Raw genomic sequence first — 24544 nt, 5'->3', positions numbered from 1 at the left:
CGCACACTCACAGGGAGCGCAGATGAAATACAAGCTCATTGCCGCGGCATGTCTCGCAGGCGTCGCATCGCTCGCGCAAGCGCAGAACAGCGTCACGCTGTACGGCGCGCTCGATACGTCGCTCGCGTACTTCAGCAATCAGAAGGGCACGGACGGACAAAGCGGCCGCACATTCGAAATGATGTCCGGCAATATGTCGCCGAACAACTTTGGCCTCAAAGGCAATGAAGATCTCGGCGGCGGTCTGTCAGCCATCTTCAAGCTCGAAAGCGGCTTCAATATCGACAACGGCAAGCAAGGCCAGGGCGGCCGCCTCTTCGGACGTCAGGCATGGGTCGGCCTCGACAGCACGCAATACGGTTCGGTGACGCTTGGCCGTCAATACGATCCGTTGATCGATCTGATCCAGCCGCTGACCAACGACGGCGCGTTCGGCTCGACGTTCGCGACGCCGGGCGACATGGACAACTACGACAACAGCTACCGGACCGATAACTCGGTCAAGTACACGAGCCCGAATCTCTCCGGACTCCAGATGTCGGCGATGTACGCATTCGGCGGCCAGGCGGGCGCGACGGGCAGCGGGCAGACGTATGCGATCGCGGCGGCCTATAACAACGGCCCGTTCGGCTTCGGCGCGGGCTATTTCCATGCGAACAGCAACGGGACGTCGGGCACTTTCGACGGCCTGAATCCGAACGCGAGCTTCGCGAACGATTCGGATGCGATCACGGGCGGCTTCGTGACGGCGAACTCGCTGCAAATCATCCGCGCCGCGGGCGATTACGTATTCGGACCGTTCACGGTCGGCATCGCGTACAGCAACGTCGAATACGACAACTACGCGGGTCCGTCGGCGAGCGACAACAATACGCACTTCAACACGGGGCAGTTCTTCATGAACTACCAGCTCACGCCTGCCGCACTGCTCGGCGTCGGCTACAACTACACGAAGGGCGACGGCAACGGCGTCGACGCCATTTATAACCAGGTCAGCCTCGGCGCCGATTACTTCCTGTCCAAGCGCACGGATCTCTATGCGCTGGCGGGTTATCAACACGCGTCGGGCCAGACGATCAGCGGCGAAACGGGCGAGATCGTCGCGGCGACGGCCTCGTTCGCCGACTTCGGCAACGATTCGTCGTCGAACTCGCAGAAGATGTTTATGGTCGGCATTCGCCACCATTTTTAAGGAAGACAGGCAGTGGATCAAACGCGCGCTCGACATGCCGTGCGCGTTTGATCCGCATGCCATCCATCTAGAGATTTCGTCCGGATCGATGATCCGGACACCCCGGGTTTGAGCGGCCTTGAGTCGGCTGCTCGAACGCGTTGGTCGGTTTGCCGGGCTCCGGGCCAAGACATGCCGGTACGCGATGCCTCTGAATTTAGAGTCAGTCTCTCCGCGACCGCTTCGCTTGTCGGCAGGTTCACGTGCATCGGGTCATGGTCGCCAGCCTGATTCCGTGCACGGTCCTGATCCGGCGCCGACCAACGGATCTAAGGTGATTGGGCGCGCTTTCCTCACGGTCAGCGCGCCATTTTTTTGCCCGTCGATCGCAAGCGCGACCGGACGCCTCGCCCTCCCGCGTACGCTCGTTGCTCGCGTGCAACTTTTCAATTCGGAGATCGATGCATCGGCGTGCGCTTCGCACGCCGCGTTCGTTCGTCGTGCGCCGCCTTGATGCTTGTTTTATTTAGCGTTTTGTCAGGTTGACTCCGATTTTCTGGATTTCCTCTAACGCAATTAAATTCGCTTAAATAATCATTCATCGGAGAGGCCCTGTTTGAGCGAATCGAGTCACACATTCTGCTTAGTCTTCGCTTGCTCGCACTGCATGCGAAACGCTTTTCGTCATGCCCGCGCGACACATCTTTCCTTAACAGAATCTGTCGACATGAAAAAACATCTGATCGCCGCCGCCACAATTCTGAGCTCCGCCGTAGGCGTAGCGCACGCGGACGACGGCAGCTCCATCCAGCTCTACGGGATCCTCGACGTCGCAGTGGGCACGATCGAACACAGCGCGAACGGCAGCTCCGAATTTCCGTCCACGGTCAATCCGGTCAACAAGACGAGCGTGAAGGACGGCAACTCGGTCACGGGGATGTTCAACGGCGGTATTTCCGACTCGCGTTGGGGTATCAAGGGCACGGAAGACCTCGGCGGCGGCATGTCGGCGTTCTTCGGCCTCGAGTCGGGTATCAACGTGCAAAGCGGTACGCTGAACAACGCGGCGGCTTCGCTCGCGGGCACCAACAACACGATGGCCGCGGCATCGGCACTCGACGGTCAGCTGTTCAATCGCGGCGCATTCGTCGGCCTGCGCGACAGCCGCTTCGGCTCGATCGCATTCGGCCGCACGACGACGCTCGGCTACGACACGATCACGAACTACGATCCGATGCACGCCGCGCAGCTGTTCTCGCCGCTCGGCTTCTCGGGTTCGTATTCGGCGGGCGGCATCACGGAAGGCTCGCGTACGGATAACAACATCAAGTACACGAACCGCTTCGACAACGTCAACTTCGGCTTGTCGTACAGCTTCGGCGGTCAGGCAGGCGACTTCCGCGCGGGATCGACGTTCGGCGCGAACCTCGGCTATGAGTCGGGCACGTTCGGCGTGCAAGCCACGTACTACGAAGCGACCGACGTCCTGCACGCGGGCGGCCTCACGGGCGCGAATGCCGCGACGAGCACGGCCGTCGGCACGAACGTCGGCGCGCTGACGCTCAACGACGACGAAGACTTCATGATCGCCGCGAAGTACGGTTGGGGCCCGCTGACGTTCAAGGGCGGCTTCGAGCACTATGAACTCAAGGCGCCGTCGGATCCGATCGTCAACGGTTCGTCGGTCAACTACTACGGCTACACGGGCACCGTCACGAACACGGTCCACCCGTCGAAGACGAATCTGTACTTCGCGGGCGGCGACTACAAGATCACGCCGGTGCTCGACGTCTCGATCGGCTTCTACGACACGCAAACGCTGCAATCGACGGGTGTGGCAAGCGGCAATCAGCTCCAGTACTCGGCACTGGCCGACTACAACCTGAGCAAGCGCACCGACGTCTACCTCGGCTACATGTTCTCGCACTACAACGGCGATGCGTTCATCGGCGACGAGCGTGCGAACTACATCCTGGCCACGGGGATTCGTACGGCGTTCTAAGCGCGCGCATCGCGACCTTGCCGGCGATCGAACGATCGGCGGCAGGGTCGGATCAACGATGCCGCGAAACATGGCGTTCGCGGCATCGACACGCTTGAATGCCGCATGCATGCAAAAGCGCGCGGCATAAAACATCAAGGGCATGTCATCGAACGATGACATGCCCTTGATTGCATTCGCGCACACCCGTCTTCGGATACGCCGAGACGGTCACACGAATCCATCCCGGCTGGCTCGCCGCATATCGCCGCGCCGTTCGCGTACTCGACACAGCGAGTCCGGCGGCGCGGCGATACGCGGCTTGTTCGGCCGCTCGGTGTTTGCCTGACGTTTAGTTCTTGTACAGCGTCGCGTTCAGTTGGCTCACCTGACCGCTGCGTTCGGCGTCGACGAGCTCTTGATACACCTGAGCGCGCGTCTTCGGTCCCGAATTCATTTGTTGCGACGTTTGTTGAATCTGAACCGGCGGTTCCGAACCGGCAAGCACGTGCGTCGCCTGCACTTCCTCGGGGCTCAGACTCCCCGCGAATGCCGATGCCGACGCAGCGACCGTTGCACCCATCAAGACCACGCAGAACATTGCCTTTTTCATCATCGACTCCTTCCCCGGTTGGGTATCTGAACAGATCCAGCGAAGTGCCGAATCGTTGGAGTCAAGAATAGAGTTGTGGGGCTATCGGATCCGTGTCGCGTATATGAACGATTCTTTAGGTCCGCGCGAACACGTCAGGAGCGACCCACCTTGGATGCGGACGCATGGAATAAGAACGCCCCGTGCTACGTTCTCGTCGAGGTACCGTGGCGATCCGGGTCCAACCCTACCCCGGTCGCGGGACTGTGATAGTGTCGGCCACGTTGTCCGATGGCGTTGTCGAATGTTCCATCCCTGGAGACAAATATGAAACTGATACGCGTATTCGGTGCGGTTGCGGTGTCGTTGAGTTTGTGCGCACCCGCACTCGTCCTGGCCAAGACCGTGAATTTCACGAGCGAGCTGCTTCCGTCGAGCGAAGTCCCGCCGAACGATACGACGGGCAAGGGCCATCTCTACGCGACGTACGACACGTCGACGAAGAGCTTCGGCTACAAGGTCACCTATGACGGCCTGTCCGGCGCCGCGACCGCCGCGCATTTCCACGGACCGGCAGCCGAAGGTCAGAACGCCGGGCCCGTGATCCCGATCCCGAAGGACGCCCTCGCGAGCCCGATTCAGGGCAAGCAAACGCTCAACGATCAACAGGAAGCGGATCTGCTCGCGGGCAAGTGGTATTTCAACGTCCACACTGCCGCGCATCCGGGCGGCGAAATCCGCGGCCAGTTGACGCCGGGCATGTAAGGACGCCTATCGGCACTCAGATCAACACATAGTCGACCGGCTCGGGCTTCGGCCCGAGATCGCGTTCGCCGAGCATCTCGCGCAGCGTCGCCTCGATGCCCGACGAGATCGCGCCGAGCGCCAGATCGTTGGGCTCGACGCCGAACGGATGCTCGATTTCCGCGCCGAGCGCTTCGAGCGCAAAGAACGTGTACGAGAGAAACGCGACGATGACGGGCGTCATGCCGTGAATCGAATCGAGCAATCCGAAAGGTAAGAGAAAGCAATACAGATAGATCGTCCGGTGCAGAATGACCGCGTATGTAAACGGGATCGGCGTGCTCGCGATGCGTTCGCAGCCGCCGAGCGCGTCGCTCAGGCGGCCGAGCGGGATCTCCATCGCGGGCACGAGCACCGGGGCGATTTGGCCGCGCGTGCGCATCTCGCGCAGACGTTCGCCGGCGATCAGCAGCAATACCGCCGGCTTGAATTGCGCGCGGCCGACGCGTTCGATTTCGTGCGGTTCGAGCAGGCGGGCCAGATCGCCGGAAGGATCGCTGTCGCGCAACTGATGCCGGAGCGCATGCGTGAACGCGATCAGCACGCGCACGAACGGCGGCGCATCGGAGGCGTCGTCGGTCAGCGTGAGCGCCTGACGCGCGAGCGAGCGCGTCTCGTTGAGTATCGAACCCCAGAGCACGCGCGCCTCCCAATAACGGGCGTAACTCGTGCTGTTGCGAAAGCCGAGGAAGATCGCGAGCGTCAAACCGATCAGCGAGAACGGCACGAAGGTCAGCGGGATCTTCCAGGCAAACAGCCGTCCATGACAGAGCGTGACGACGAGCGCGAACGCCGTAGTCACGCCGAGTTGCGGCAGGATGCTCGGGAGCACCGACCCGCGCCAGACGAACATCATGCGAAGCCAGTGCAGATTGGGGCGAACGATCATAAGCGGGGATTCAACCGGGTTACTTCATGCAGCGCACTTGCGCGCTGCCCTGGATCTCGACACGGTTCAACGAACAGTCCTTGTTCACGGGAGCGACCCAGCCGTGCTCGGTCATGCGGCCGGTCTCGGGATCGCCGGGCCGCGGCGCGCCCCAGCCGTGATGCGGATTGTCGGGGTCGGGCGGCGCATGCCATCCGTGGATATTCGATGCCGGCGCATCGTCCGAGGTTTGTGCGATGGCCAGCGAGACAAGGCCCGCGACCGCAATGGCCCCGACGGCCCCGATGACATACAAGCTTTTCATGATCTTTCCGTGCGCGCTGGTCTCGACTGCAACGGCCCCGGCTCTTTGTCCGCGGCTCGAAGGCGGCGCGGCACCCGGCGCCGCGCGTCCCACAGTGTAGCGTGACGCGACGATGACGCGCCCTCAAGTTCGCGCGCGATAGGCCGTTAGCCCTGAAAACAGGGCAACGTGTGGCATCTAATGGCACACGTGCCGGTTGTTATTTCCGTATGACGGTGTCGAGCCATGTCCGCGAATCTGCCGTACCTGCCCACGCAACTCCGAGCGTCCGTGTCGCTCGAGCTTCCGCGCGACTCGCGCGGCACCGTGACGCTCGTGCATCTCGATCCGCCGTTCTATACGTTCGCGGTCAACGAGGCCGTCGTCTATACGGGACCCGCGACAGGCGTCGAATTTCAAGTCGAGTATTTCCGGCGCTTCGGCAAGCGCTCGCTCGCCGCCGCGCTCGGCTTTCAATGGCCTGACGGTTCGCTCGGCATGACGCCCGTGCACGGCTGAAGCGCGCCCCATCGCGTTCCTTTACCGCGTTTTCTTACCGCGCCCCCCGCACTGCACCCTCTTTCCGCGCTTTTCGTTACCGCAACGCATCGCGCCACGCGCGGTCGAGCCATTGCCAGAGCATCTGTCCGGTCTGTTCGATCGCCGATTCCAGCGTCGCGAGGATATCGATCGGCACCCAGGTCCGCCGCCCGAGCGGCGCCGATGCGCGATCTTCACCATCGTCATGCGCCGTCTCGCGCCGGCGACGCCGCCCCTCGCGCTTGACCGCGCCGACGCCCGCGCCGTCGCGCGACGACGCGACATCGACCGTCTCGCCGCGTCCGAGCAATGACGCCACCGCGACGCGAACGTCCGCGTCTTCGCCGCGATGCGGCGTCGGCGACGGCAATCCATAGGGCGTCTGCCGCATCGACGCAGCAAGCGACGGAAACGGATCGATGCCCGTGAGCCGTGTCATGTCCGCGATCGAGACGATCGCGTAATCACGGCCCGCGTCGTTGCGCACGAGATACGCGCCCGCGCCCTGGTGCGGCACATAGACGGCTTTCCAGACGAGATCGGGAATGCGCACGCGCCCGTTGAGCCAGCTCGGCTTCGCACTCGTATAGCCGGGCCCCGTCACGACGTAGACCTCACCCGCCGATTTCGCGAGCGTGCGCGTGCTGGCCTCGATGTGTTCCCAGAGCCGGCGGTTGTTGCGCGGCGCCTGCGGAATCATGTTCGCGAGCGAGAACGATTCGGCCTGCGACTCCGCATCGGGCATGTCGCCCGACGGTGTCATATGACCGCGGTCCCATCCCGAGCGCACATAGTCGCCGAGTTCCGCGCGGTCGCTCGGCGCGATCGCGTCCTCGGCATGGAATACGTTGTCGCGGCGCAGTTCGCGCGCGGCGAGCACGTGATCGCGCGTCAGCGCCTCGGCCGACCAGACCGCCGTGCGCGTCGTGCCGGACTCGAGCACCGTAAAGGATCGGAAACACAGCAGATGAACGTCATCGGTCACGCGTGCCGGTGACGCGGATGACGATTGCGGCGCCATGCGATCGGCAAAATGATCGTCGCAATCCGCGAATGCAGGGAATGGCAGTACCGCGCAGAGCAGCGCGACGCGTGATGGGGTTCGAACTGTCTTACCGAAACCACTGCGCCACGAAGAAAAAAGCCGCGCGCTCAAGGTCGCCGGCTCATATCGAGGAAGACCGAATGACCGTGCGTGCCATCAGGCGCATCGGGTCGAAACACGTGCCCGATCGGCATCGTCGTTGCTATCGCGCTCGATTGCGTTCGAGCATCGGCAAACTTATTCAGGATTGCGATCACTTGAATCGTGGAGTCATCGTCACCATCGGTGACCGTCAAGGTCCGCGCATCATACCTGATGAAAAAACACGGGCCCGGCGCAATGACTTTCGCGCCAGGCCCGCGCCGAGACTCCCACGAGTCTCGGCTGATCCCACTCGACTCGCTGCTTACTTCGTCGCCAACCCGAAGATGTGCATCTTGCCGGCCGAAATAATCGTCGGCAATTTCACGCTGGCAAGCGTTTCGCCGGCCGTGAGCGGAATTTCTTCGTAGTAGATGTAGGCCGTGGTCGTGTCCGTGCTGCCCGCCGGCGTCAACCGGTGAGCCGACGTCAGCGCGACCCGATCGGCCACGAGATTGGTTGCCGAGATCGCGGCGCCCCCGTTGGTCCAGTCGGGCAACGTCAGCGTGGCGGTCGACGAGGTGCCGTCGGTGTAGTTCAGCGTGATGGTGCCGGAACTCGGACCGTTGTTCGCGGCACCCAGCACCACGAGCGTCGTACCCGTCGCACTCGGCATGTCGACCGTCTGCCCCATCGAGATCGCGTTGTCGAGACCCGTCGTAGTGCTGCCCCACGTGAACGTGGTGCCGTCGACACTCAACACCTGACCGTCGGTCACGGCCATCGCCGTCGACGAATACGCCGACAACTGCCCGTCGAAGTCCGCTCCCGTGCCGTCGGTGTTCGACGATCCGTCCGGTGCGGCGCTATGCAGATTGAACGCGGCCGCCATGTTCGCGTAGACCGGCAGACCATACGACGGCGGCGCATCGGCCACATCCGTGCCCCACGACGAAGCCGATCCGCTCATTCCGAAGTTCAACGTACCGCCGTTCTGCACGGCGCTGAACGGAAGCCACGTGCTCGTCTGCGCCGTACCGTTGACGCTGAGGCTCGACACATACGGCGAGGTCGGCGCACCGCTTGCGTTGATCTGGATCGTCTTGCCGCTCTCGAGCGTGATCGTGATGGCCGAGAACTGCGGGCTCGCCAACTCGAAGCCGGCCACACCCGGAATCCCCGGATACATCCCGAGCGAAGCCCAGACATACCAGCTCGACGTCGCGCCCATGTCGTCGTTGCCCGGCAGACCGCCCGGCGTCGTACTGAACTGCGTCGTCACGATCTTCTGGATCAGCGCCTGCGACGACGCCGGGGCACCGACGTAGTCATAGATCCAAGGCGTACCGAAGCCCGGTTCATTGCCGATATAGAGGTAAGCCGCGCTCGGCCCCGCGTTCAGCTCGGAGAAGAACGTGCCCAGTCGCGTTTGCACCGTCGTATTGCCGCCCAGCGCCGTGACCAGCCCGGCCATATTGAACGGCACCATATACGTGTACTGCTCGGCGCTGCCCTGATCGTAGTCGCCCGTGCTCGTCTGCGTTTCAGTGTTGAACGCGCCGGCCGTGGTCCGCCCCGAGATCAGCGGCGGCGTCTCCGTGCCCACTTCGTTCTGCCAATACGCCGAACGCGCGCCGATGATCGTCTGCATCGTCGTATTGCCCAATGCCCCCGCGAATTGCGAGATCGCAAAATCGCTGCCCGTGTATTCGAGCGTCGACGAAGCAATACCCGTATCGCCCGACGTGATGTAGCCATACTTCAGATACGTCTGGCGTCCGCCGTTCGTCAAGGTGCCGTTACACGTGTTGCCGTACACATTGGCCTGCTTGATCATGTGCGTCAGCGCGTCGGCGGAGTTGAAGTTCGTAGCGCCGTACGCGTAAGCGCCCGCCACCATCAGCGAACCGGCATCGCCAGGCATCACGCCCGCTTCATAGTCGTCGTTGACCCAGTGCGGAATCCCGCCGCACTGATCGGCGTCGTTCACGAGCGATTGCGCCATGTCACTCGTTTCCGTCGGGAACAGGAACGCGCGGAACGGCATCTCCGATCGATACACATCCCATCCCGAGAAGCCCGAGTATTGCGCCGTCTGACCGGTCGCGAGCGTATGCACGCCCTGGTCGAAGCCCATGTACTGGCCGTTGACGTCGCTCCAGACGCTCGGCGCCCACAACGTGTGATAGAAGGCCGTGTAGAACTTGGTCAGCGCGGTCGTGTCCGTGGACGTCACGCGGATCCGGTCGAGGCGTTGTTCCCACGCCGCATCGGCCGCTTTCTCCGTCGCGCTGAAATCCCACGCGGCGTTCTCGGTCTGCAGATTGAGCTTCGCGTTGGCGATGCTCACGTACGAGATCCCGACGCGCATCTGCACGGTCGCGCCCGGATTGAACGCGAGATCCGCCACGCCGTTCGTGATCGTCGACGACGAGAGGAACGGCTGATCGAACTCCGCATACATGTAGACGGGCACCTTGGTGGCGTTGCCTTCGAAGCCCCCGCCCGTCGTGATGCCTTCGATCGCGGTGTTACCCACCGCCGCGATCGAACCCGTGACCGATGTGCTCGTATTGGTCCGCGTCGCGTTGACGACCACGAGCGCCGGCGCGCCTGCCGGATAGGTGAAGCGGCCGTAGCCGCTGCGTACGGTCGCGGTCAATTCGACCTTCACGCCGTTGTCGAGCGTCACGGCGTAGTAGCCCGGATGCGCGACTTCGTTGCTGTGCGAGAAGGTCGGCACCGACACCGCCGGCCCCACCGTCGGCAGGATCGGGAATTCGCCGTCGTTACCCGTACCGCCCGTACCGCTCATGTGCGTCAGGCTGAAATCCTGAATCACGTTGTAGTCGTAGTAGTAGCCCGCGGGCGCGCCCGGCTCCAGGCTCTCTGCCGACGTGCTCGTATTGCTCGAGTCGGGACCCCATTGCACCATGCCCGAAGGCAAGCCTGCTGCCGGCAAGGTATTGCCGCCCGCGCCGTGCGCGGTCGGATTCGGCGACAAGCCCGGCGCCGTGCCGATCAGCGGATTGACGTACGCGGTCAAGCCCGTCGCGACGCCGCCGACCGCAGCGCCGCTCGTGGCGGCCGGCGTATTGACGCTACCGTCGCTGCCGCCGCCGCCGCACGCGGCCAGCGCGAGCGCCGTCATTGTCAGGATGCTGGCTGTCAGCACCCTAGTCCTGTTCAACATAAGATTCCTCGTGACTGTGTTCTGTGTGGTCTGTTTTGTCGGGACGCGATCAGCTCACCGGCAAGGTCGGCAGTGCGGGCGGCACCGTAAGCACCGTGCCCTCGCTCTGATCGAGATAGAGCTTCGGCGTGCTGCCGCCGTTGGTGAAATCGAACAGACCCATCAGGCTGCCCGTCGTCGCGTCATGCGAACCGTTGCCGATGCGCTTGCCGCCCAACCAGTTGTCTTCGATGAATTGGACGACCGAGGCCTGCGTAATCAGCGTGTGGTCGACGTAGTTGGACCGTGCATACGGCGAAATCACCATCAACGGAATGCGCGTACCCGGACCGCAACGACCGTTCACGACGGTGCCCTGCACGCCGATGCCCTGCTGCGCGCCCGAGCTCGTGCACTGACCGGCTCCGTTGAGCTGATCCGCGGTCGCGTCGAACGACGACGATGTCGGCGCCGTGTATTGGTGGTCGTACCAACCATCCGAGTCGTCATACGTGATGATCACGGCGGTGTTCTTCCAATCGGGCTGCTGTTGGAGGAAGTTCACGACCGTCGTCACGAAACGCTGCTCGTCGAGCGGATCCGAGTTGCCCGGATGGCCGTCGTCGATCGACGGCGCCTTCAGATAACTGACCGACGGGAAATTGCCCGACGAGACAGCCGAAAAGAAGTCGTTGACGTCGTACTGGTGATGCACGGGGGTGCCGGTCGAGTCGAGCGGATCGGTATAGCCGATCGTTGCCGGGGAACTCGGGCGCGTGTGCGCGTAGTTCGCCGTGCTTGCGTAGTACTGGAACCAGTTGTGATGCGGAACGTAATCGTTAGGCGACGAGTTCAGCACGGTGGAAAGCGTCGTGCGACTGCAGCCGACGGTACCGTTGGGGTTGACCTGCGTCAGATCGAAGCCGCCCGTAAACCCGCCCCACGTAATACCGGCTTCGCTGAGCAGATTCCCGATGTTCTTGTTGCTCGACGACATCGTGCTCGTGGTGCCCGTCGCGCACGTGTCTCCCGTCGGGTCGGCATCGCCGATCTGCGTGTAACCACCGGCGCCGTCGGCCAGTATCTCGCCGCTGACCGCGGCCTCCGTGCTGGGTTGTGCGCCGTTGGTCTGACCGGACACCACCTCGATCGCGCCCGGCGTCGAGGGACCGTACGTGTCCGTGTACATGTTGTCGCTCATCGCGAAGTTCTGAGCGTAGTTCCAGTAGGCCGTGACCGTATTGCCGTCGAAATAGCCCATCACAAGACCCGGCGTGCCGAATGCGCCCGTCGAACTGACGGTGTTCGTGCCCGTGTACTCGGGAAACAGATCCATCGCGCCGTTGTCGTACGCTTCCTGTTCAGGCGTGTAGGTGTGCGTCTGATCCAGCGTGTCGGCCTCCGTGCGATCGAGGCGGAACGGACCCTTCTGGTTCGCGCCGTTGCCCGCGGCCGTGCTGTTCGGATTGCTGTCGATCAGCGCGGTCGTCAACCCGTTGACGGCCGGCGTCCCTGCCTTGGCGGTAAATGCAGGCTCGCCGGACAGATTCGCCGCAACCGGATACACGCCGAAGTAGTGGTCGAACGAATTGTTCTCGCCGTAGATGACCACGAGATGCTTGATCGGCGTCGCGGTCGAAACTGCATCCTGCACGCTTACATTTGACGCCGTACTGGCGCCCGCACTCGCCGATGGCGACGAGCTACTGCTTCCGCATGCGCTCAGCGCGAGCGCCGAGGCCATGCAGATGGGTAAAACGCGATTCCAAGACATGAGTGTGCAAACTCCGATTCCGATGGTGGCTTAGGGGCGACCACGTATTCGGACGATCGTCATTTTTTAGGGACGAGCAAGGTCGGTCGGCGTCGAGCGAGCGTCCTTGGGGGACTCGCCTATCGAGCTGACAATCGCTTTTTTCGAATTCGTGGGTAGTGTTCAGAACTGCGGGCGTGATTCGACCAAACGGAAATTTCGCGTCAATGACACCGTCCTTACCGTTAGCCAACGCCTGCGCTCTCGCAGGACGCATGCATGACGTCACGCGAATTTGCGAAATATCAATGCGTTAAACGCGCAGGCGTGACGGCGCGTCTAAAGCCATCAATAAATTCGAATAGTGGGAAAGCACGTGGCTCGCGTGCCGGTAATCGCACATACGTTCGATACAAACGAGCGTATGAATCGGCATGTCGACACACTCGATGTGACTGTGCCGTCGACAGTTACAATTCATTTCAAAGCGGATCGCGTGTCGAATCGCAGGCGTGACATCCCGCCCGATCGCATCGTCGAAATGAAACAGGGAGTGGCACGAAACCGTGCTAGTGAGTGGACATGCGTCTTGACCTGACGCGCGTCGTGTCGCGCGTCATATCGCACCTCGTGTCGCACGTCTCACGGGTCATGTCGCGCGACTCATGCGGACCGCATGAACTTCTTACGCGGACTGTGCGTCCGTCGTATCGCTGTGGGATTCCTTACCGCGCTTGGCGGGTTTGCCTTCGGCGCGCGCCTGGCAATCGGGGCACAGCCCCTTGAGTTCGATTTCTTCGCCGCTGAGCCGATACCCCGACTGCTTGACCTGCGCGATCAGCGTCTTGCGCAGTTTCGGCTCGTGAAGCTCCTCGACCCGGCCGCAATCCTGGCAGACCATCAGAATCCCGTGCTGGCAATGCGTGAGGTCGTGGCAGACCGAAAACGCATTGATCGTCTCGATCCGGTGGATCAGGTTCGCCGACAACAGGAAGTCGAGTGCGCGATAAACGGTCGGCGGCGCCGACCCCGGATGCATATCGCGCATTTGATCGAGCAGCGCGTAGGCCTTCGTCGCGCGGCCGCTCGCGAGCAGCAGCCCGAGCACCTTGCGGCGGATCGGCGTCAGACGTTCGCCGCGTGCCTGGCAATACTCGTCGGCGATATCGAGCGAACGCTCGATCTGCTCGGGTGAAGGCACCGCAGCATCGCCCTCGGCCAACGCGTGCCGGTGCGTGCTGTCGTGCGCATGCGCGTGGGGGGAATCGTGCGGCAAGATCGGATCGCTCGGAAGACGGGATATGGCGGAATTATAAGGGCTGCCGCGCCCGGCGGGGCCGACGCGCGAGCCGGACCGGATTTCGCCCGCCGCGCCCCGCGCCGCGCGGGTCCGGGCGCATCGGAAACGCGCGTACCCGATGCACGATGATGCAGTGCAATAGACGGCGCGTAACGCTCGCTTTAACGCAAAAGAATGCCCGCGCGGATCGTCAATTTCACAAACGCATGCCACGGGCTTTTGGATATGCTTGCCCGCAACTCGGACGGGAGAAGGCCCGTGCGCCGCGCCACGCGGCGCGCTCGACGCCCTCGACGCCCGTTCGCCCTTTCCGGGGTCGCCCCCTCCCTTGACTGCCGCCTTGCCATGAGCCACCCGTATCAAGACCCGTCACGCCCGATTCCCGAACGCGTCGCCGATTTGCTCGCCCGCATGACGATCGAAGAAAAGATCGCCCAGATGCACGCGTTCTGGCTGTTTCTGTCCCAAGACGGCCTGCACCGCACGCGCGGCGATGCATTCACGGGCGAAAGCGACCAGTCGCAACTGCAGGCGCGCCTGAAGCTCGGTCTCGGCCAGATCACGCGGCCGCTCGGCAGCCATAGCGTCGATGCGCGCGAAGGCGTGCGCGCGCTCAATGCGCTGCAAAAATTCCTCCGCGAAGAAACGCGCCTCGGCATTCCCGCGCTCTCGCATGAAGAATGTCTCGTCGGCCTCATGACGCGCGGCGCGACGCTGTTCCCGGCCGCGATCAACTACGGCACGACGTGGAACCCCGAACTCATCGAGCAGATCGCCGCCGCGATCGGCGACGAAGCGCGCAGCATCGGCTGCCATCAGGGCCTCGCGCCCGTGCTCGACGTCTCGCGTGACGTGCGCTGGGGCCGCACCGAAGAGACCTTCGGCGAAGACCCCTATCTGATCGGCGTGCTGGCGACGCGCTACGTGCGCGGCCTCCAGGGCAAGCATCGCGACCTCCTCGCGACGCTCAAGCACTATGTCGGCCACTCGTTCAGCGAAGGCGCGCGCAACCACGCCCCCGTGCACCTCGGACCGCGCGAACTCAGCGACATCTTCCTGCTGCCGTTCGAAATGGCCGTCAAGCAGGCCAACGCGGGCTCGGTCATGCCCGCCTACCATGACGTCGACAACGAACCCGCGCACAGCTCGCACTATCTGCTGACCGAAGTACTGCGCAACCAATGGGGCTTCGACGGCCTCGTCGTGGCCGACTACGTCGGCGTGAGCCTGCTCTATCAACACCACGGCGTGGCCGCCGATCCGGCCGAGGCCGCGGCTCAATCGTTCAACGCGGGCCTCGACGTCGAGCTGCCCGGCGACGATTGCGCCGCGCATCTGCGCCAGGCGCTCGAACGCGGCCAGATCACGACGGCCAAGATCGACGAGATCGTGAGCCGCGTGCTGACCGAGAAATTCCGTCTCGGCCTCTTCGAGAATCCGTACACCGACGAAAACAAGATCGACCTGCAGAACGCGAACGCCAAGGCGCTCGCCGAGCAAGCCGCCGAGCAGTCGCTCGTGCTGCTCGAAAACAACGGCATCCTGCCGATCGCGCCGAACGCGGGCAAGAGGATCGCCGTGATCGGGCCGACCGCGAACGATCCGCTCGCGATGCTTGGCGGCTACAGCTTCCCGGTCCACCTGATCATCAACGACATGACGTCCGACGCGTCGGACATCGTGACGCCGCTCGCGGGCCTGCAGGCCGTCTACGGCGATGCGGTCCGGTACGCGCCGGGCTGCGTGATCCTCGGCGAACGCAAGGCCGGCGCGCCCGTGTTTCCGGGCGACGTGACCGACGGCTCGACGCTGAGCCTCGAATCGCCGGTGTCGCGCGACACGAGCCTCATCGACGCCGCCGTGCAGACCGCGCGCGACAGCGATCTCGCGATCGTGTTCGTCGGCGATCTCGCGGGCCTGTTCCAGACGGGCACCGTCGGCGAAGGCTCCGATACCGATTCGCTGAACCTGCCCGGCGTCCAGCAGCAACTGCTCGAAGCCGTCGTCGCGACGGGCAAGCCGACGATCGCCGTGCTCACGGGCGGCCGTCCTTATCTGCTCAACGGCGTCGAACACCAGCTCGCCGCGCTCGCGATGGCATTCGCGCCGGGCCAGCAGGCCGGCGTCGCGCTCGCGAACCTGATCTCGGGCAAGGCCACGCCGTCGGGCCGTCTCGTCGTCTCGGTACCCAAGAGCGTCGGCGCGATGCCGTACTTCTATAACCACAAGCTCAAGAGCGCGGGCACGCCGATCGCCTTCCACTTCGGCAGCCGCTATCCGTTCGGACATGGCCTGACCTATACGACGTTCGACTACGCGAATCTCTCGATCGAGAAGGACACGCTCGATATCGAGACGGGCGAGGTCGTCGCGAGTTTCGATCTGACGAATACCGGCGCGCGTGACGGCGTCGAGGTCGTGCAGCTTTACGTGCGCGACGAACTCGCGTCGGCAGTGCGTCCGGTCAAGGAGCTCAAGGCGTTCGCGCGCGTGGCGCTCAAGGCCGGCGAGACCGCGCGCGTGACGCTGCGCGTGCCCGTCGACATGCTGAATCTGACCAATGCCGCGCTCAAGCGCGTCGTCGAGCCGGGTGTCTTCGACATCCAGGTCGGTCCGTCGAGCGCGAACGTGCCGCTGCATGCGAAGGTCAATGTGGTCGGCCAGGTCCGTGAACTCGGCCGCGTGTGGCGCATGGAAAGCACGAGCAGCGTCGCGCGTCAGGAAGCCCACGCGGGCGCCTGAGGCCCGCTCCGGCGTGTTCGCGCGTCTCGCGCGCGGACACGCTCGGCGCCGGGTCGTCTCGGTCGTCTCGGTCGTCTCGGTCGTGTTGGTCGTGTTGGTCGTCTCGGTCGTCTTGATCACATCGGTCGCATCAGCGGCATCGATCGTCTCGGGCCGCGTCATATCATCTCGGGCCGTATCGGGCCGATGCGCTCGGCCCGGCGGACTGCGCGGGCAGGCTCACGCGCCGTCCGCCGGCCCTGCGGCTTCGATCCGTCCCCACCGGCAGTACAATCGAGCGATCCCCGTCCTGGCGTATCGTTCATGCCCCTGTCCTTCATCGTCCGCGCCCTCGCGATCGGCCTGCTGCTGCATCTCTATGTCGGCTACCGGATCGTGCCCGCCCTGACCCCGTGGCCCGCCGCCGAAATCGGCATGATCGTCTGGCTCGCCGCGTCGTATGTCCTGATTCCGCTCGGCATGATGGCGCGTCGCGCGCGCCGCGACGACGCGTCGACGACCGCATGGGCCGGCTTGCTGACGATGGGTCTGTTTTCCTCGCTCCTCGTGCTGTGCCTGCTGCGCGACGTGGTGCTCGTCGTCGCATTGAGCGTGGCGTTGCTCGCGCATACATCGGTGCCGGTGCTCTGGCGCGACCTGTCGGGTGTCGCGGTGCCGGTCCTCGCGCTCGTGTTCTCGGTCGTCGGTTTCGTCAACGCACGCCGCCGCGCGCGCATCAAACACGTGGACGTGCCGATCGACGATCTGCCGAGCGCCCTCGACGGCTTCCGGATCGCGCAGATCTCCGATATTCACGTCGGTCCGACGATCCGGCAGAAGTACGTCGATGCGATCGTCGACGCGGTCAACGATCTGCACGCCGATGTCATCGCGATCACGGGCGACGTCGTGGACGGCGGCGTCGAACAGCTCTCGGCCCATACGCGGCCGCTCGGCCGCCTGCATGCCGAGCACGGCGTCTACCTCGTGACGGGCAACCACGAGTACTACTCGGGCGCACATGCGTGGGTCGAGGAATTCCGGCGCATCGGCCTCAACGTACTGCTCAACGAGCACGTCGTGATCCGACATGGCGGCGTTCCCGTCGTCATCGCGGGCGTCACCGATTATTCGGGCGGTCATTTCGACCCCGCCCACGAAAGCGATCCGACGGCCGCGCTCGCGGGCGCGCCCGCGGACGCCACGGTCCGCCTGCTGCTCGCGCACCAACCGCGCAGCGCGCATGCCGCGGCCGACGCGGGCTACACGCTGCAACTCTCGGGCCATACGCACGGCGGGCAGTTCTTCCCTTGGAATTTCTTCGTCCGCGTGCAGCAGCCGTTCACAGCCGGACTGAACAAGGTGCGGTCTCTCTGGGTCTACACGAGTCGCGGCACCGGCTACTGGGGCCCGCCCAAACGCCTGTTCGCGCCGTCGGAGATCACGCTCGTGCGGCTCGTGCACGGCGCGTCGCGCGCGCACGGGACACGCGGCCCGGCGCCGTCGCCCGAGGCGCGCGTGCGCTCCGCCGCCTAGGCGCGGTGAACGCGGCAAGTGCGGTAAGCGCGATAGACACGGCAGGCGCGGAAATGAGGGAAAAATCGCGCGCTGCTCGTTTCATCGCGCATCACAAAGGTTGGCTACCCTCGAACGCTGTATTCACGAATCGAACTGGAGGCTGAATCACCATGAAGCAGGTCGACGACCTCGCGACGTTTGCCGACGAGGCACTCGCCGTCACCGAACGCACCGAACCCGCGATGTCGCAGACGTTCGCGCTCAAGCACGAAGACACGTTCATGGTCGCGGATGCGTACGGCGACGTGTACGGCAGCAAGGACGGGCTGTTTCGCGACGACACGCGCGTGCTCTCGCACTTCCGGCTGACCTTCGGACCGCGTGCGCCGTCGCTGCTGTCCGCTTCGATGGGCCGCGACAACGTCGTCTTCACCGCGCACATGACGAACCATCCGCTGCCCGAGCTCGGCGGCGCGGTCGCGCCCGAGGGCGTGATCCACGTCGAGCGCAGCCGGTTCCTCTGGCGCACGCGGCTCTACGAGCGCATCACGTGCCACAACTTCGGCAACCAGCCCGTCACGATGCCGCTGACCGTGACGTTTCGCGCCGATTTCTGCGACATGTTCGAAGTCCGCGGCTCGACGCGCGCGCGCCGCGGCGAACTCTCCGCGCCGGCCGTCCATGCGTCGAGCGTGCGGCTCGCGTACTGGGGCCTCGACGGTCTCGAACGCACATCGACGGTCGCGTTCTCGGTCGCGCCCGAGCGTCTGGGTCCCGATCGCGCCGACTACATCGTCAAGCTGCCCTCGGGCGGCGTGTTCACGCTCTTTATCGAAGCCGGCCCCGACTCGGCCAACGAAGAAGCGCCCGACGCGCGACGCCATCGCCGCGCGCGCGCGCAAGCGCGGCTCGCGATGCGCGCGCACCGGCTCAACGGCGCGGCGCTGCACAGCGCGACGCCGCTGTTCGGACAATGGCTCGCTCAATCGCGCGCCGACCTCGCGCTGCTGACGAGCGATCTCGCGACCGGGCCGTATCCGTACGCGGGCATCCCATGGTTCTCGACGCCGTTCGGCCGCGACGGCATCGTGACCGCGCTCGAGACGCTCTGGCTCGATCCGGGCCTTGCACGCGGCGTGCTGCGTTTCCTCGCGAGCCGCCAGGCCACCGAGACCTCGACCTTCCGCGATTCGGCGCCCGGCAAGATCATGCACGAGACGCGCAAGGGCGAGATGTGCGCGCTCAAGGAACTGCCGTTCGCGCTCTATTACGGCGGCGTCGACAGCACGCCGATGTTCGTCGTGCTCGCGGGCGCCTATGCGGCGCGCACCGGCGACACCGCGCTCATCGACGAACTCTGGCCCGCGCTCGAACGCGCGATGGGATGGATCGAAGGCGTCATCGACAAGAGTCCGTTCGGGCTGCTCGACTACGCGCGCGGCGAGAAGTCGGGTCTGTCGAACCAGGGCTGGAAGGACAGCGAAGATTCCGTCTTCCATGCGGACGGGACGTTCCCGACGGGGCCGATCGCGCTCGTCGAAGTCCAGGGATACGCGTATCGCGCGTTCCTCACGATGAGCGACCTCGCCGCGCGGCGCGGCAATCCGTGGCAGTCCGACACGTGGGCCGCGCGCGCCCGCGCGATCGCCGAAGTCGTCGAGTCGCGCTTCTGGATGGAGGACAAGGGCTTCTACGGCATCGCGCTCGACGGCCAGGGCAAGCTTTGCGCGGTCGAGGCATCGAACGCGGGCCATTTGCTGTTCGTGGGCCTGCCGAGCCACGAGCGTGCGGAACGCGTGATCGACCGGCTCGGCAACAACGGCTTCCGTTCGGGATGGGGCATCCGCACGCTCGCGCAAAACCAGCCGCGCTTCAATCCGATGTCGTATCACAACGGCTCGGTCTGGCCGCACGACACGGCGCTCTGCGCGCTCGGCATGCGCCGCTACGGCGAGCTCAATGGTCCGAGCGAGATCCTCGAGGAACTCTTTGACGCGGCGTTCACGTTCGGCATGCGAATGCCCGAGCTGTTCTGCGGCTTCGCGCGCCGTCCGGGCCTGCCGCCGATCGGATATCCGGTCGCGTGTCTGCCGCAGGCGTGGTCGGCGGGGTCCGCGCTGCTGTTGCTCCAGTCGTGTCTCGGCATCACGATCGACGGCTGGACGCAGAGCGTGACGATCGATCGGCCGCGGCTGCCGGCCGGCGTGCAGAACCTCACGGTGCGACGCCTGACGTTCGGCCCGTACAAGGTCGATCTGACCTTCGAACGGCTCGCGGACGGTATCGCGACGCGCGTCGAAGGCAGCGCTGAAGCGGTCTCGCGCGTGCACGGCGACTGGATCCGCCGCATCAGCGACTGATCGAAGACGGCCGGACTCGATGGCGCCCCGCCGTCGAGCCCGGCGCGCCCGATCGACTTAGCCGCTTGCGCGCGATCCGCGCGTATACACGCGCAGCACCTGCCGATCGTCGCCCGGACGCGCGCCCTGCCAGACGGGCCGCCAGCCCATCACGGACGGTTCGGCTCCGCCGCGCTCGATCTGCACGATCAGCCAGCGGCACGCGGTCGGTGCACCCGGTGCGATCGGATGCTGCGCGATCCCCGCGAAATACTCGAACATCGGCGCTTCCGACTCGCCGAGTCCGACGCTCGCCATGCAATCCCCGGACGTCCAATCGGCGCCGATCGTGGCCGCGAGATCCTCGAATACGCTTCGATAGCTTTTCGAATAGTCGATCCACGGCAGCAGCAGCGTGAACACGAGCCCCCAGATCGCGGCGACGCCCGCCGCCCATGTCACAACGCCGCGCCACGCGCCCGCCGTCGCCGCAACGCGCAGCGCGGCGGCCCATGCGACCGTGATCGCGACCGCCAGCGCGAGCACGCCGCTCGGCGTATAGAGCGCATAGTCGAGCGGAAGCCAGCGCGACAAAACCGCAAGCCATGCGTGATGCTCGCTCGGCCCGATCATGACGAGCCACACGGCCCACACCGCCACGATGACCGAGGCAAAAACGATCCGGCACGCGTAATCCCACGCGATCCGCACGCGCGACGGCAAACGCGGCACGGCGTCGCTCGCCAGCAGCGCGAGCATCGGTGTGAAGGGCAATAGATAGAGTTGGCGCGCGGTCGCGGACATCGAGAGCACCGACATGCCGATCGCGACGAGCAGCACCGTAATCGCATAGGCCGGATCGCGGAGTCCTTGCGCGCGCCGCGCGAGGATCGAAACGAGCGCGAGCGGCCCCACGGGCAGCGCCGAGGTCATCCATGCGCGCAAGACAAAACCGTGCTGGTCGTTTTCGGCGCCGAGCCTGGCGACCGAGAAGCCGAAAAAACGGCCGATGTTGTTGTCCCAAAACCAGAGCTTGAAGAGCTCGGGCGAACGCGCATAAAGCGCGGCGGGCCAGATCGTCGCGAACGGCGCGAACACGACGCACGCGACGAGCGCCGCGAACGCATAGCGACGATTGCGGCACGCGGGCATCACGACCGGCACGGCGAGCGCCGCGAGTCCGAACACGAGCGGGACGAACACGCCCTTGGACATCATCGCGACCCCGACGCCCGCGCCGGTCCAGGCCGCCGCGCGCCGCCGCGCGCGGTTGAGCGCCTGCGTCCGATCGGCGGCCGGCGTGTCGGCCTCGAACGTCCGCACGCACGCGAGCAGGCCGTACCAGGCCATCGACGTGCCCGCGAGCAAGGCGACGTCGGTCATCAGGTCATGGACGTGCTTGATCACGACGAACGTCGACGCGAGCAGCGCAACGGTTCCCACGACGCGCGCGTCACGCCATGACGACGCACGATGGAACACGCGCGCCGCGCGTGCCGTGAACCCGAGCGTCAGCGCGGTAAAGAAGGCGCTGGCGAGCCGCGCCGCATCGTGAGCGGGAAGCCAGGCGCCGAAGACCGACTCGAACGCGGCGGCGACCCAATCGTAGAGCGGCGGCTTTTCCATGAACGGCTGGCCGGCATTGGTCGGCACGATCCAATCGTGCGTCGCGACCATATGCGAGACGATGCCGAACGTATAGGTCTCGTCCTGTTTCCACGGATCGTGCCCGAGCGTGCCGATCATCAGATAAGCGCCGATCAGCAGCCCCACCCCGAGCGCGACGAGCCAGGCGCCGCGCTGGGTCTGCGCGTTCGACGCGGCGCCGACGGCCGGCGCGCGGGAATGCGATCGGATCGGCGAGATCGACACACGATCCGCTTCTCCGATAGGTCCAAGATCCGTGGGTTCGGCTCGACGATGGCCTGCCGCGCGGTCCATCGCTTGACCCTGCGCGCTATCGGACACGATGCTCGGCCTGAGCCCCGCGATTCGACGCGAAATTCCATTCCATGCAGCAAACAGCGACATGCACCGCCCCGTCGGTTCGATCTGAGTGTTCGGATGCTGGGCACGGGACACGCGCCGCGCGCAAAGGCCATGCCTGTCAGGCCCATCCGGATTTGCGGCGAATGTTACCGTTTATGAATCACAGAATCACGGCATTTATAGCACTATGATCGTTATTTGATGTTTCTTACTAAAAGTTAGCGTTTTTTAATACTTCTGAAGGAATGTCGATATACATTTTGTAATACTTTTACAAATATCAACATTCGATCGCGACCTCGATGAAAACGGGTCGGCTCGCCTACACGCAGTGCGGATCGAGGCGGTGGGTTTCGATGGATCCTTGAGCCGCGCCCGGCGTTGTCCGACGGCGCGTCGATCGGCCGTTCATTCGTACGCATGCGTCATGCATGCACACCACGCAGCACACCGCGCGGCGCCTGCACACGCAGGCCGGCGGCGCCAACCCTCGCGGAACGAAGGGTGTCGCGGCGGCAATCGAAGAAAAGCGATACGCGGCAGCCCGCGTTGGATCGAGCATCGGAGGCGCGGCCCCGACGTCTTACCGTTCGCGCCCCCGCGCAAGTGCGCGCCGGATAGCATCGAGCCAGAGGCCGACCGCATGCGCGCCCGGATCGACGAAACCGAGCGCGCGCTCGCCGACATAGCTCGATCGCCCGCGCTTGGGCGTCATGTTCGCCGTCTCGGCCGCGCCGCGACGGGCCGCCTCGATCGCGGCTTCGAGCCCGGTTTCAGGGGAAGTTTGAGGGGCGATTCCAGGCACGACTGCATGCCGTGCCGGTCCATCGGACGGCGCGGCGTCCGATGCATCAAGCGCGCCGCGCAATGCGCGCGCGGCCGGGTCGAGCGCATCGACCATCGTCCGATCGCCCGGCCGCGCGCCGCCGAGTTCCATGACGCCCTCGACGGCCGCGCTGAAGGCATGCGACCACGCACGCGCGTCCGGCATGCGGCCGGTCTTGCCGAGTTCCGACGCGGCCCGCAGCAGCATCACCGCATAGAGCGGCCCCGACGTGCCGCCCATGACCCTGCGCACCGTCGCCGACAGCGCGCGCAGCACGTCGGCCGGCGCCGATTCGGGCGGACATGTGTCGATCGTCGAACGCACCGCGCGTGCGACGCGCGCCGCGCTCGTGCCGAAATCGCCGTCGCCGACATGGTGGTCCATCTGCGTGAGCGTCGCCTCCGCGGCAATCAGGTCGTCGCAGATCGCCTCGATCACATGCCGCAGCGTCGACTCGACCGACAACCCCGGGCCCGTCTGCGCGGTCTCGTCACGCACGGGCGCATGACGCGTCGCCTCCGACGGATGACCGCCCACGAGCGGCCACGCGCTCGTGCGGGTCGCCGCGTCGAGCCAGCCGAGACGCGCCTCGTCGACACGCAAGAGCGTCAACGAGACGCCGGCCATGTCGAGCGCGCTGAGGAAGGTGCCCGACCATGCCCGCTCGATACGGACATTGCGCGCGCGCAAATAGCGGATCGCGTCGCCCGCGACGATCGCGAGCTCGCTCGCGGGCGTGCCGCCGAGATTGTTGACGAGCAGCGCGACACGATCGTGCGTCGCGAGCTTGAGATCGTCGATGATCGTCGAGAGCAGCGTCTCGACGATCGCGCCGGCGGGCTCGAGTGCGCCGCGCCGTACACCGGGCTCGCCGTGAATGCCGAGGCCCCATTCGATTTCGTCGTCGCCGAGCGTGAAGCCCGGTCTGCCCGCGGCGGGTACCGTGCACGGCGTCAGGGCAACGCCCATCGTGCCGAGCGCCGCAGCGGCCTCGCGCGCGATCTGCGCAACCTCCTTGAGCGGACGCCGTTCCGCGGCGGCCGCGCCCGCGATCTTGTGAACGAGCACGGTCCCCGCGAGCCCGCGGCGTCCCGCATGCTCGCCCGACGCCGACAACGCGACATCGTCGGCCACGATGACCATCTCGACCGGGATGCCTTCACTGCGCGCGATTTCGGCGGCGAGTCCGAAATTGAACCGGTCGCCCGTGTAGTTCTTGACGATCAGCAGCACCCCGGCGGCCCCGGCAACCGCGCGAATCGCATCGAGCACCGCATCCGTCGACGGCGAGGTGAAGACTTCGCCCGCAACGGCGGCGCTGAGCATGCCGGGTCCGACATATCCGGCATGCGCGGGCTCGTGACCCGAGCCGCCGCCCGAAATCAACGCAACCTCACCCTGCGCCGCCGCGCTTTGCGCATCCGCGCGGATCACGACGCCGCTGTGCGGGAGCCACGTGAGTTCGGGATTCAGCGCAACGAGTCCGTCGAGCATGTCGGGCACGACGGACGCCGGATCGTTGAGGAGTTTCTTCATCCGC

At 65.0% G+C, this 24544-nt stretch carries 16 protein-coding genes; 7 read left to right on the top strand and 9 right to left on the bottom strand.

Annotated elements, in window-relative coordinates; all coding sequences use genetic code 11:
* Positions 1-22 precede the first annotated feature (22 nt).
* Together D7S86_RS18545 and D7S86_RS18540 are read left to right on the top strand one after the other, a co-directional pair.
* Entirely contained in the window at positions 23-1192 is a 1170-nt protein-coding gene (locus D7S86_RS18545) for a porin (protein ID WP_121088343.1), read from the top strand.
* Between the two features lie 706 nt (positions 1193-1898).
* Positions 1899-3173, top strand: a complete 1275-nt coding sequence (locus D7S86_RS18540; protein WP_158602022.1) for a porin — start codon at positions 1899-1901, stop codon at positions 3171-3173.
* Between the two features lie 331 nt (positions 3174-3504).
* Here the strand turns inward: D7S86_RS18540 and D7S86_RS18535 are convergent, their stop codons facing one another.
* The gene (locus tag D7S86_RS18535; protein ID WP_158602021.1) at positions 3505-3765 is read right to left on the bottom strand and encodes a DUF4148 domain-containing protein; all 261 of its coding nucleotides are present in this window, start codon (positions 3763-3765) and stop codon (positions 3505-3507) included.
* Positions 3766-4071: 306 nt separating this feature from the next.
* Here D7S86_RS18535 and D7S86_RS18530 point away from each other — a divergent pair, with 306 nt between their 5' ends.
* Positions 4072-4509: a CHRD domain-containing protein gene (locus D7S86_RS18530; protein ID WP_121088340.1), complete on the top strand. Its 438-nt coding sequence runs from the start codon at positions 4072-4074 to the stop codon at positions 4507-4509.
* Positions 4510-4525: 16 nt separating this feature from the next.
* Here the strand turns inward: D7S86_RS18530 and D7S86_RS18525 are convergent, their stop codons facing one another.
* Positions 4526-5437: a bestrophin family protein gene (locus D7S86_RS18525; protein ID WP_121088339.1), complete on the bottom strand. Its 912-nt coding sequence runs from the start codon at positions 5435-5437 to the stop codon at positions 4526-4528.
* A 19-nt stretch (positions 5438-5456) separates the two neighbouring features.
* Positions 5457-5741, bottom strand: a complete 285-nt coding sequence (locus D7S86_RS18520) for a hypothetical protein (protein WP_121088338.1) — start codon at positions 5739-5741, stop codon at positions 5457-5459.
* A gap of 225 nt (positions 5742-5966) precedes the next feature.
* Here D7S86_RS18520 and D7S86_RS18515 point away from each other — a divergent pair, with 225 nt between their 5' ends.
* A complete protein-coding gene (locus tag D7S86_RS18515) occupies positions 5967-6239 on the top strand; it encodes a hypothetical protein (protein ID WP_121088337.1) in 273 nt (90 codons plus the stop codon).
* A gap of 76 nt (positions 6240-6315) precedes the next feature.
* On the opposite strand, the gene D7S86_RS18510 is transcribed toward D7S86_RS18515, so the two are convergent.
* The 4 genes from D7S86_RS18510 to D7S86_RS18495 form a co-directional block, all read right to left on the bottom strand.
* Positions 6316-7245 carry a DNA/RNA non-specific endonuclease gene (locus D7S86_RS18510; protein WP_158602020.1) on the bottom strand — a complete coding sequence of 310 codons (930 nt, stop codon included), beginning with the start codon at positions 7243-7245 and terminating at the stop codon, positions 6316-6318.
* A gap of 466 nt (positions 7246-7711) precedes the next feature.
* Positions 7712-10579: a GH92 family glycosyl hydrolase gene (locus tag D7S86_RS18505; protein ID WP_240648268.1), complete on the bottom strand. Its 2868-nt coding sequence runs from the start codon at positions 10577-10579 to the stop codon at positions 7712-7714.
* A 49-nt stretch (positions 10580-10628) separates the two neighbouring features.
* Positions 10629-12332, bottom strand: a complete 1704-nt coding sequence (locus D7S86_RS18500) for a phospholipase C (RefSeq protein WP_121088334.1) — start codon at positions 12330-12332, stop codon at positions 10629-10631.
* A 664-nt stretch (positions 12333-12996) separates the two neighbouring features.
* Entirely contained in the window at positions 12997-13587 is a 591-nt protein-coding gene (locus tag D7S86_RS18495) for a Fur family transcriptional regulator (protein WP_420813258.1), read from the bottom strand.
* A gap of 369 nt (positions 13588-13956) precedes the next feature.
* On the opposite strand from D7S86_RS18495, the gene D7S86_RS18490 reads away from it, so the two are divergent.
* The 3 genes from D7S86_RS18490 (at position 13957) to D7S86_RS18480 (ending at position 20210) form a co-directional block, all read left to right on the top strand.
* Positions 13957-16353 carry a glycoside hydrolase family 3 N-terminal domain-containing protein gene (locus D7S86_RS18490; protein ID WP_121088333.1) on the top strand — a complete coding sequence of 799 codons (2397 nt, stop codon included), beginning with the start codon at positions 13957-13959 and terminating at the stop codon, positions 16351-16353.
* 303 nt (positions 16354-16656) lie between these two features.
* Complete coding sequence (locus tag D7S86_RS18485; RefSeq protein ID WP_121088332.1) at positions 16657-17868, top strand: metallophosphoesterase; 1212 nt, start codon at positions 16657-16659, stop codon at positions 17866-17868.
* Between the two features lie 152 nt (positions 17869-18020).
* Positions 18021-20210 carry an amylo-alpha-1,6-glucosidase gene (locus D7S86_RS18480; protein ID WP_121088331.1) on the top strand — a complete coding sequence of 730 codons (2190 nt, stop codon included), beginning with the start codon at positions 18021-18023 and terminating at the stop codon, positions 20208-20210.
* A 57-nt stretch (positions 20211-20267) separates the two neighbouring features.
* Here the strand turns inward: D7S86_RS18480 and D7S86_RS18475 are convergent, their stop codons facing one another.
* Both D7S86_RS18475 and D7S86_RS18470 read right to left on the bottom strand, forming a co-directional pair.
* Positions 20268-22061, bottom strand: coding sequence for an ArnT family glycosyltransferase (locus D7S86_RS18475; RefSeq protein WP_240648267.1), 1794 nt, complete (start codon positions 22059-22061; stop codon positions 20268-20270).
* A gap of 700 nt (positions 22062-22761) precedes the next feature.
* Positions 22762-24540 carry a dihydroxyacetone kinase family protein gene (locus D7S86_RS18470; protein WP_121088330.1) on the bottom strand — a complete coding sequence of 593 codons (1779 nt, stop codon included), beginning with the start codon at positions 24538-24540 and terminating at the stop codon, positions 22762-22764.
* Between the last annotated feature and the right edge of the window lie 4 nt (positions 24541-24544).

Origin of the sequence: Pararobbsia silviterrae (assembly GCF_003628125.1) — a bacterium.
Classification (GTDB): domain Bacteria; phylum Pseudomonadota; class Gammaproteobacteria; order Burkholderiales; family Burkholderiaceae; genus Pararobbsia; species Pararobbsia silviterrae.
Note: the sequence above shows the minus strand (reverse complement) of the source record. Positions and strands in the feature narration are given on the sequence as shown.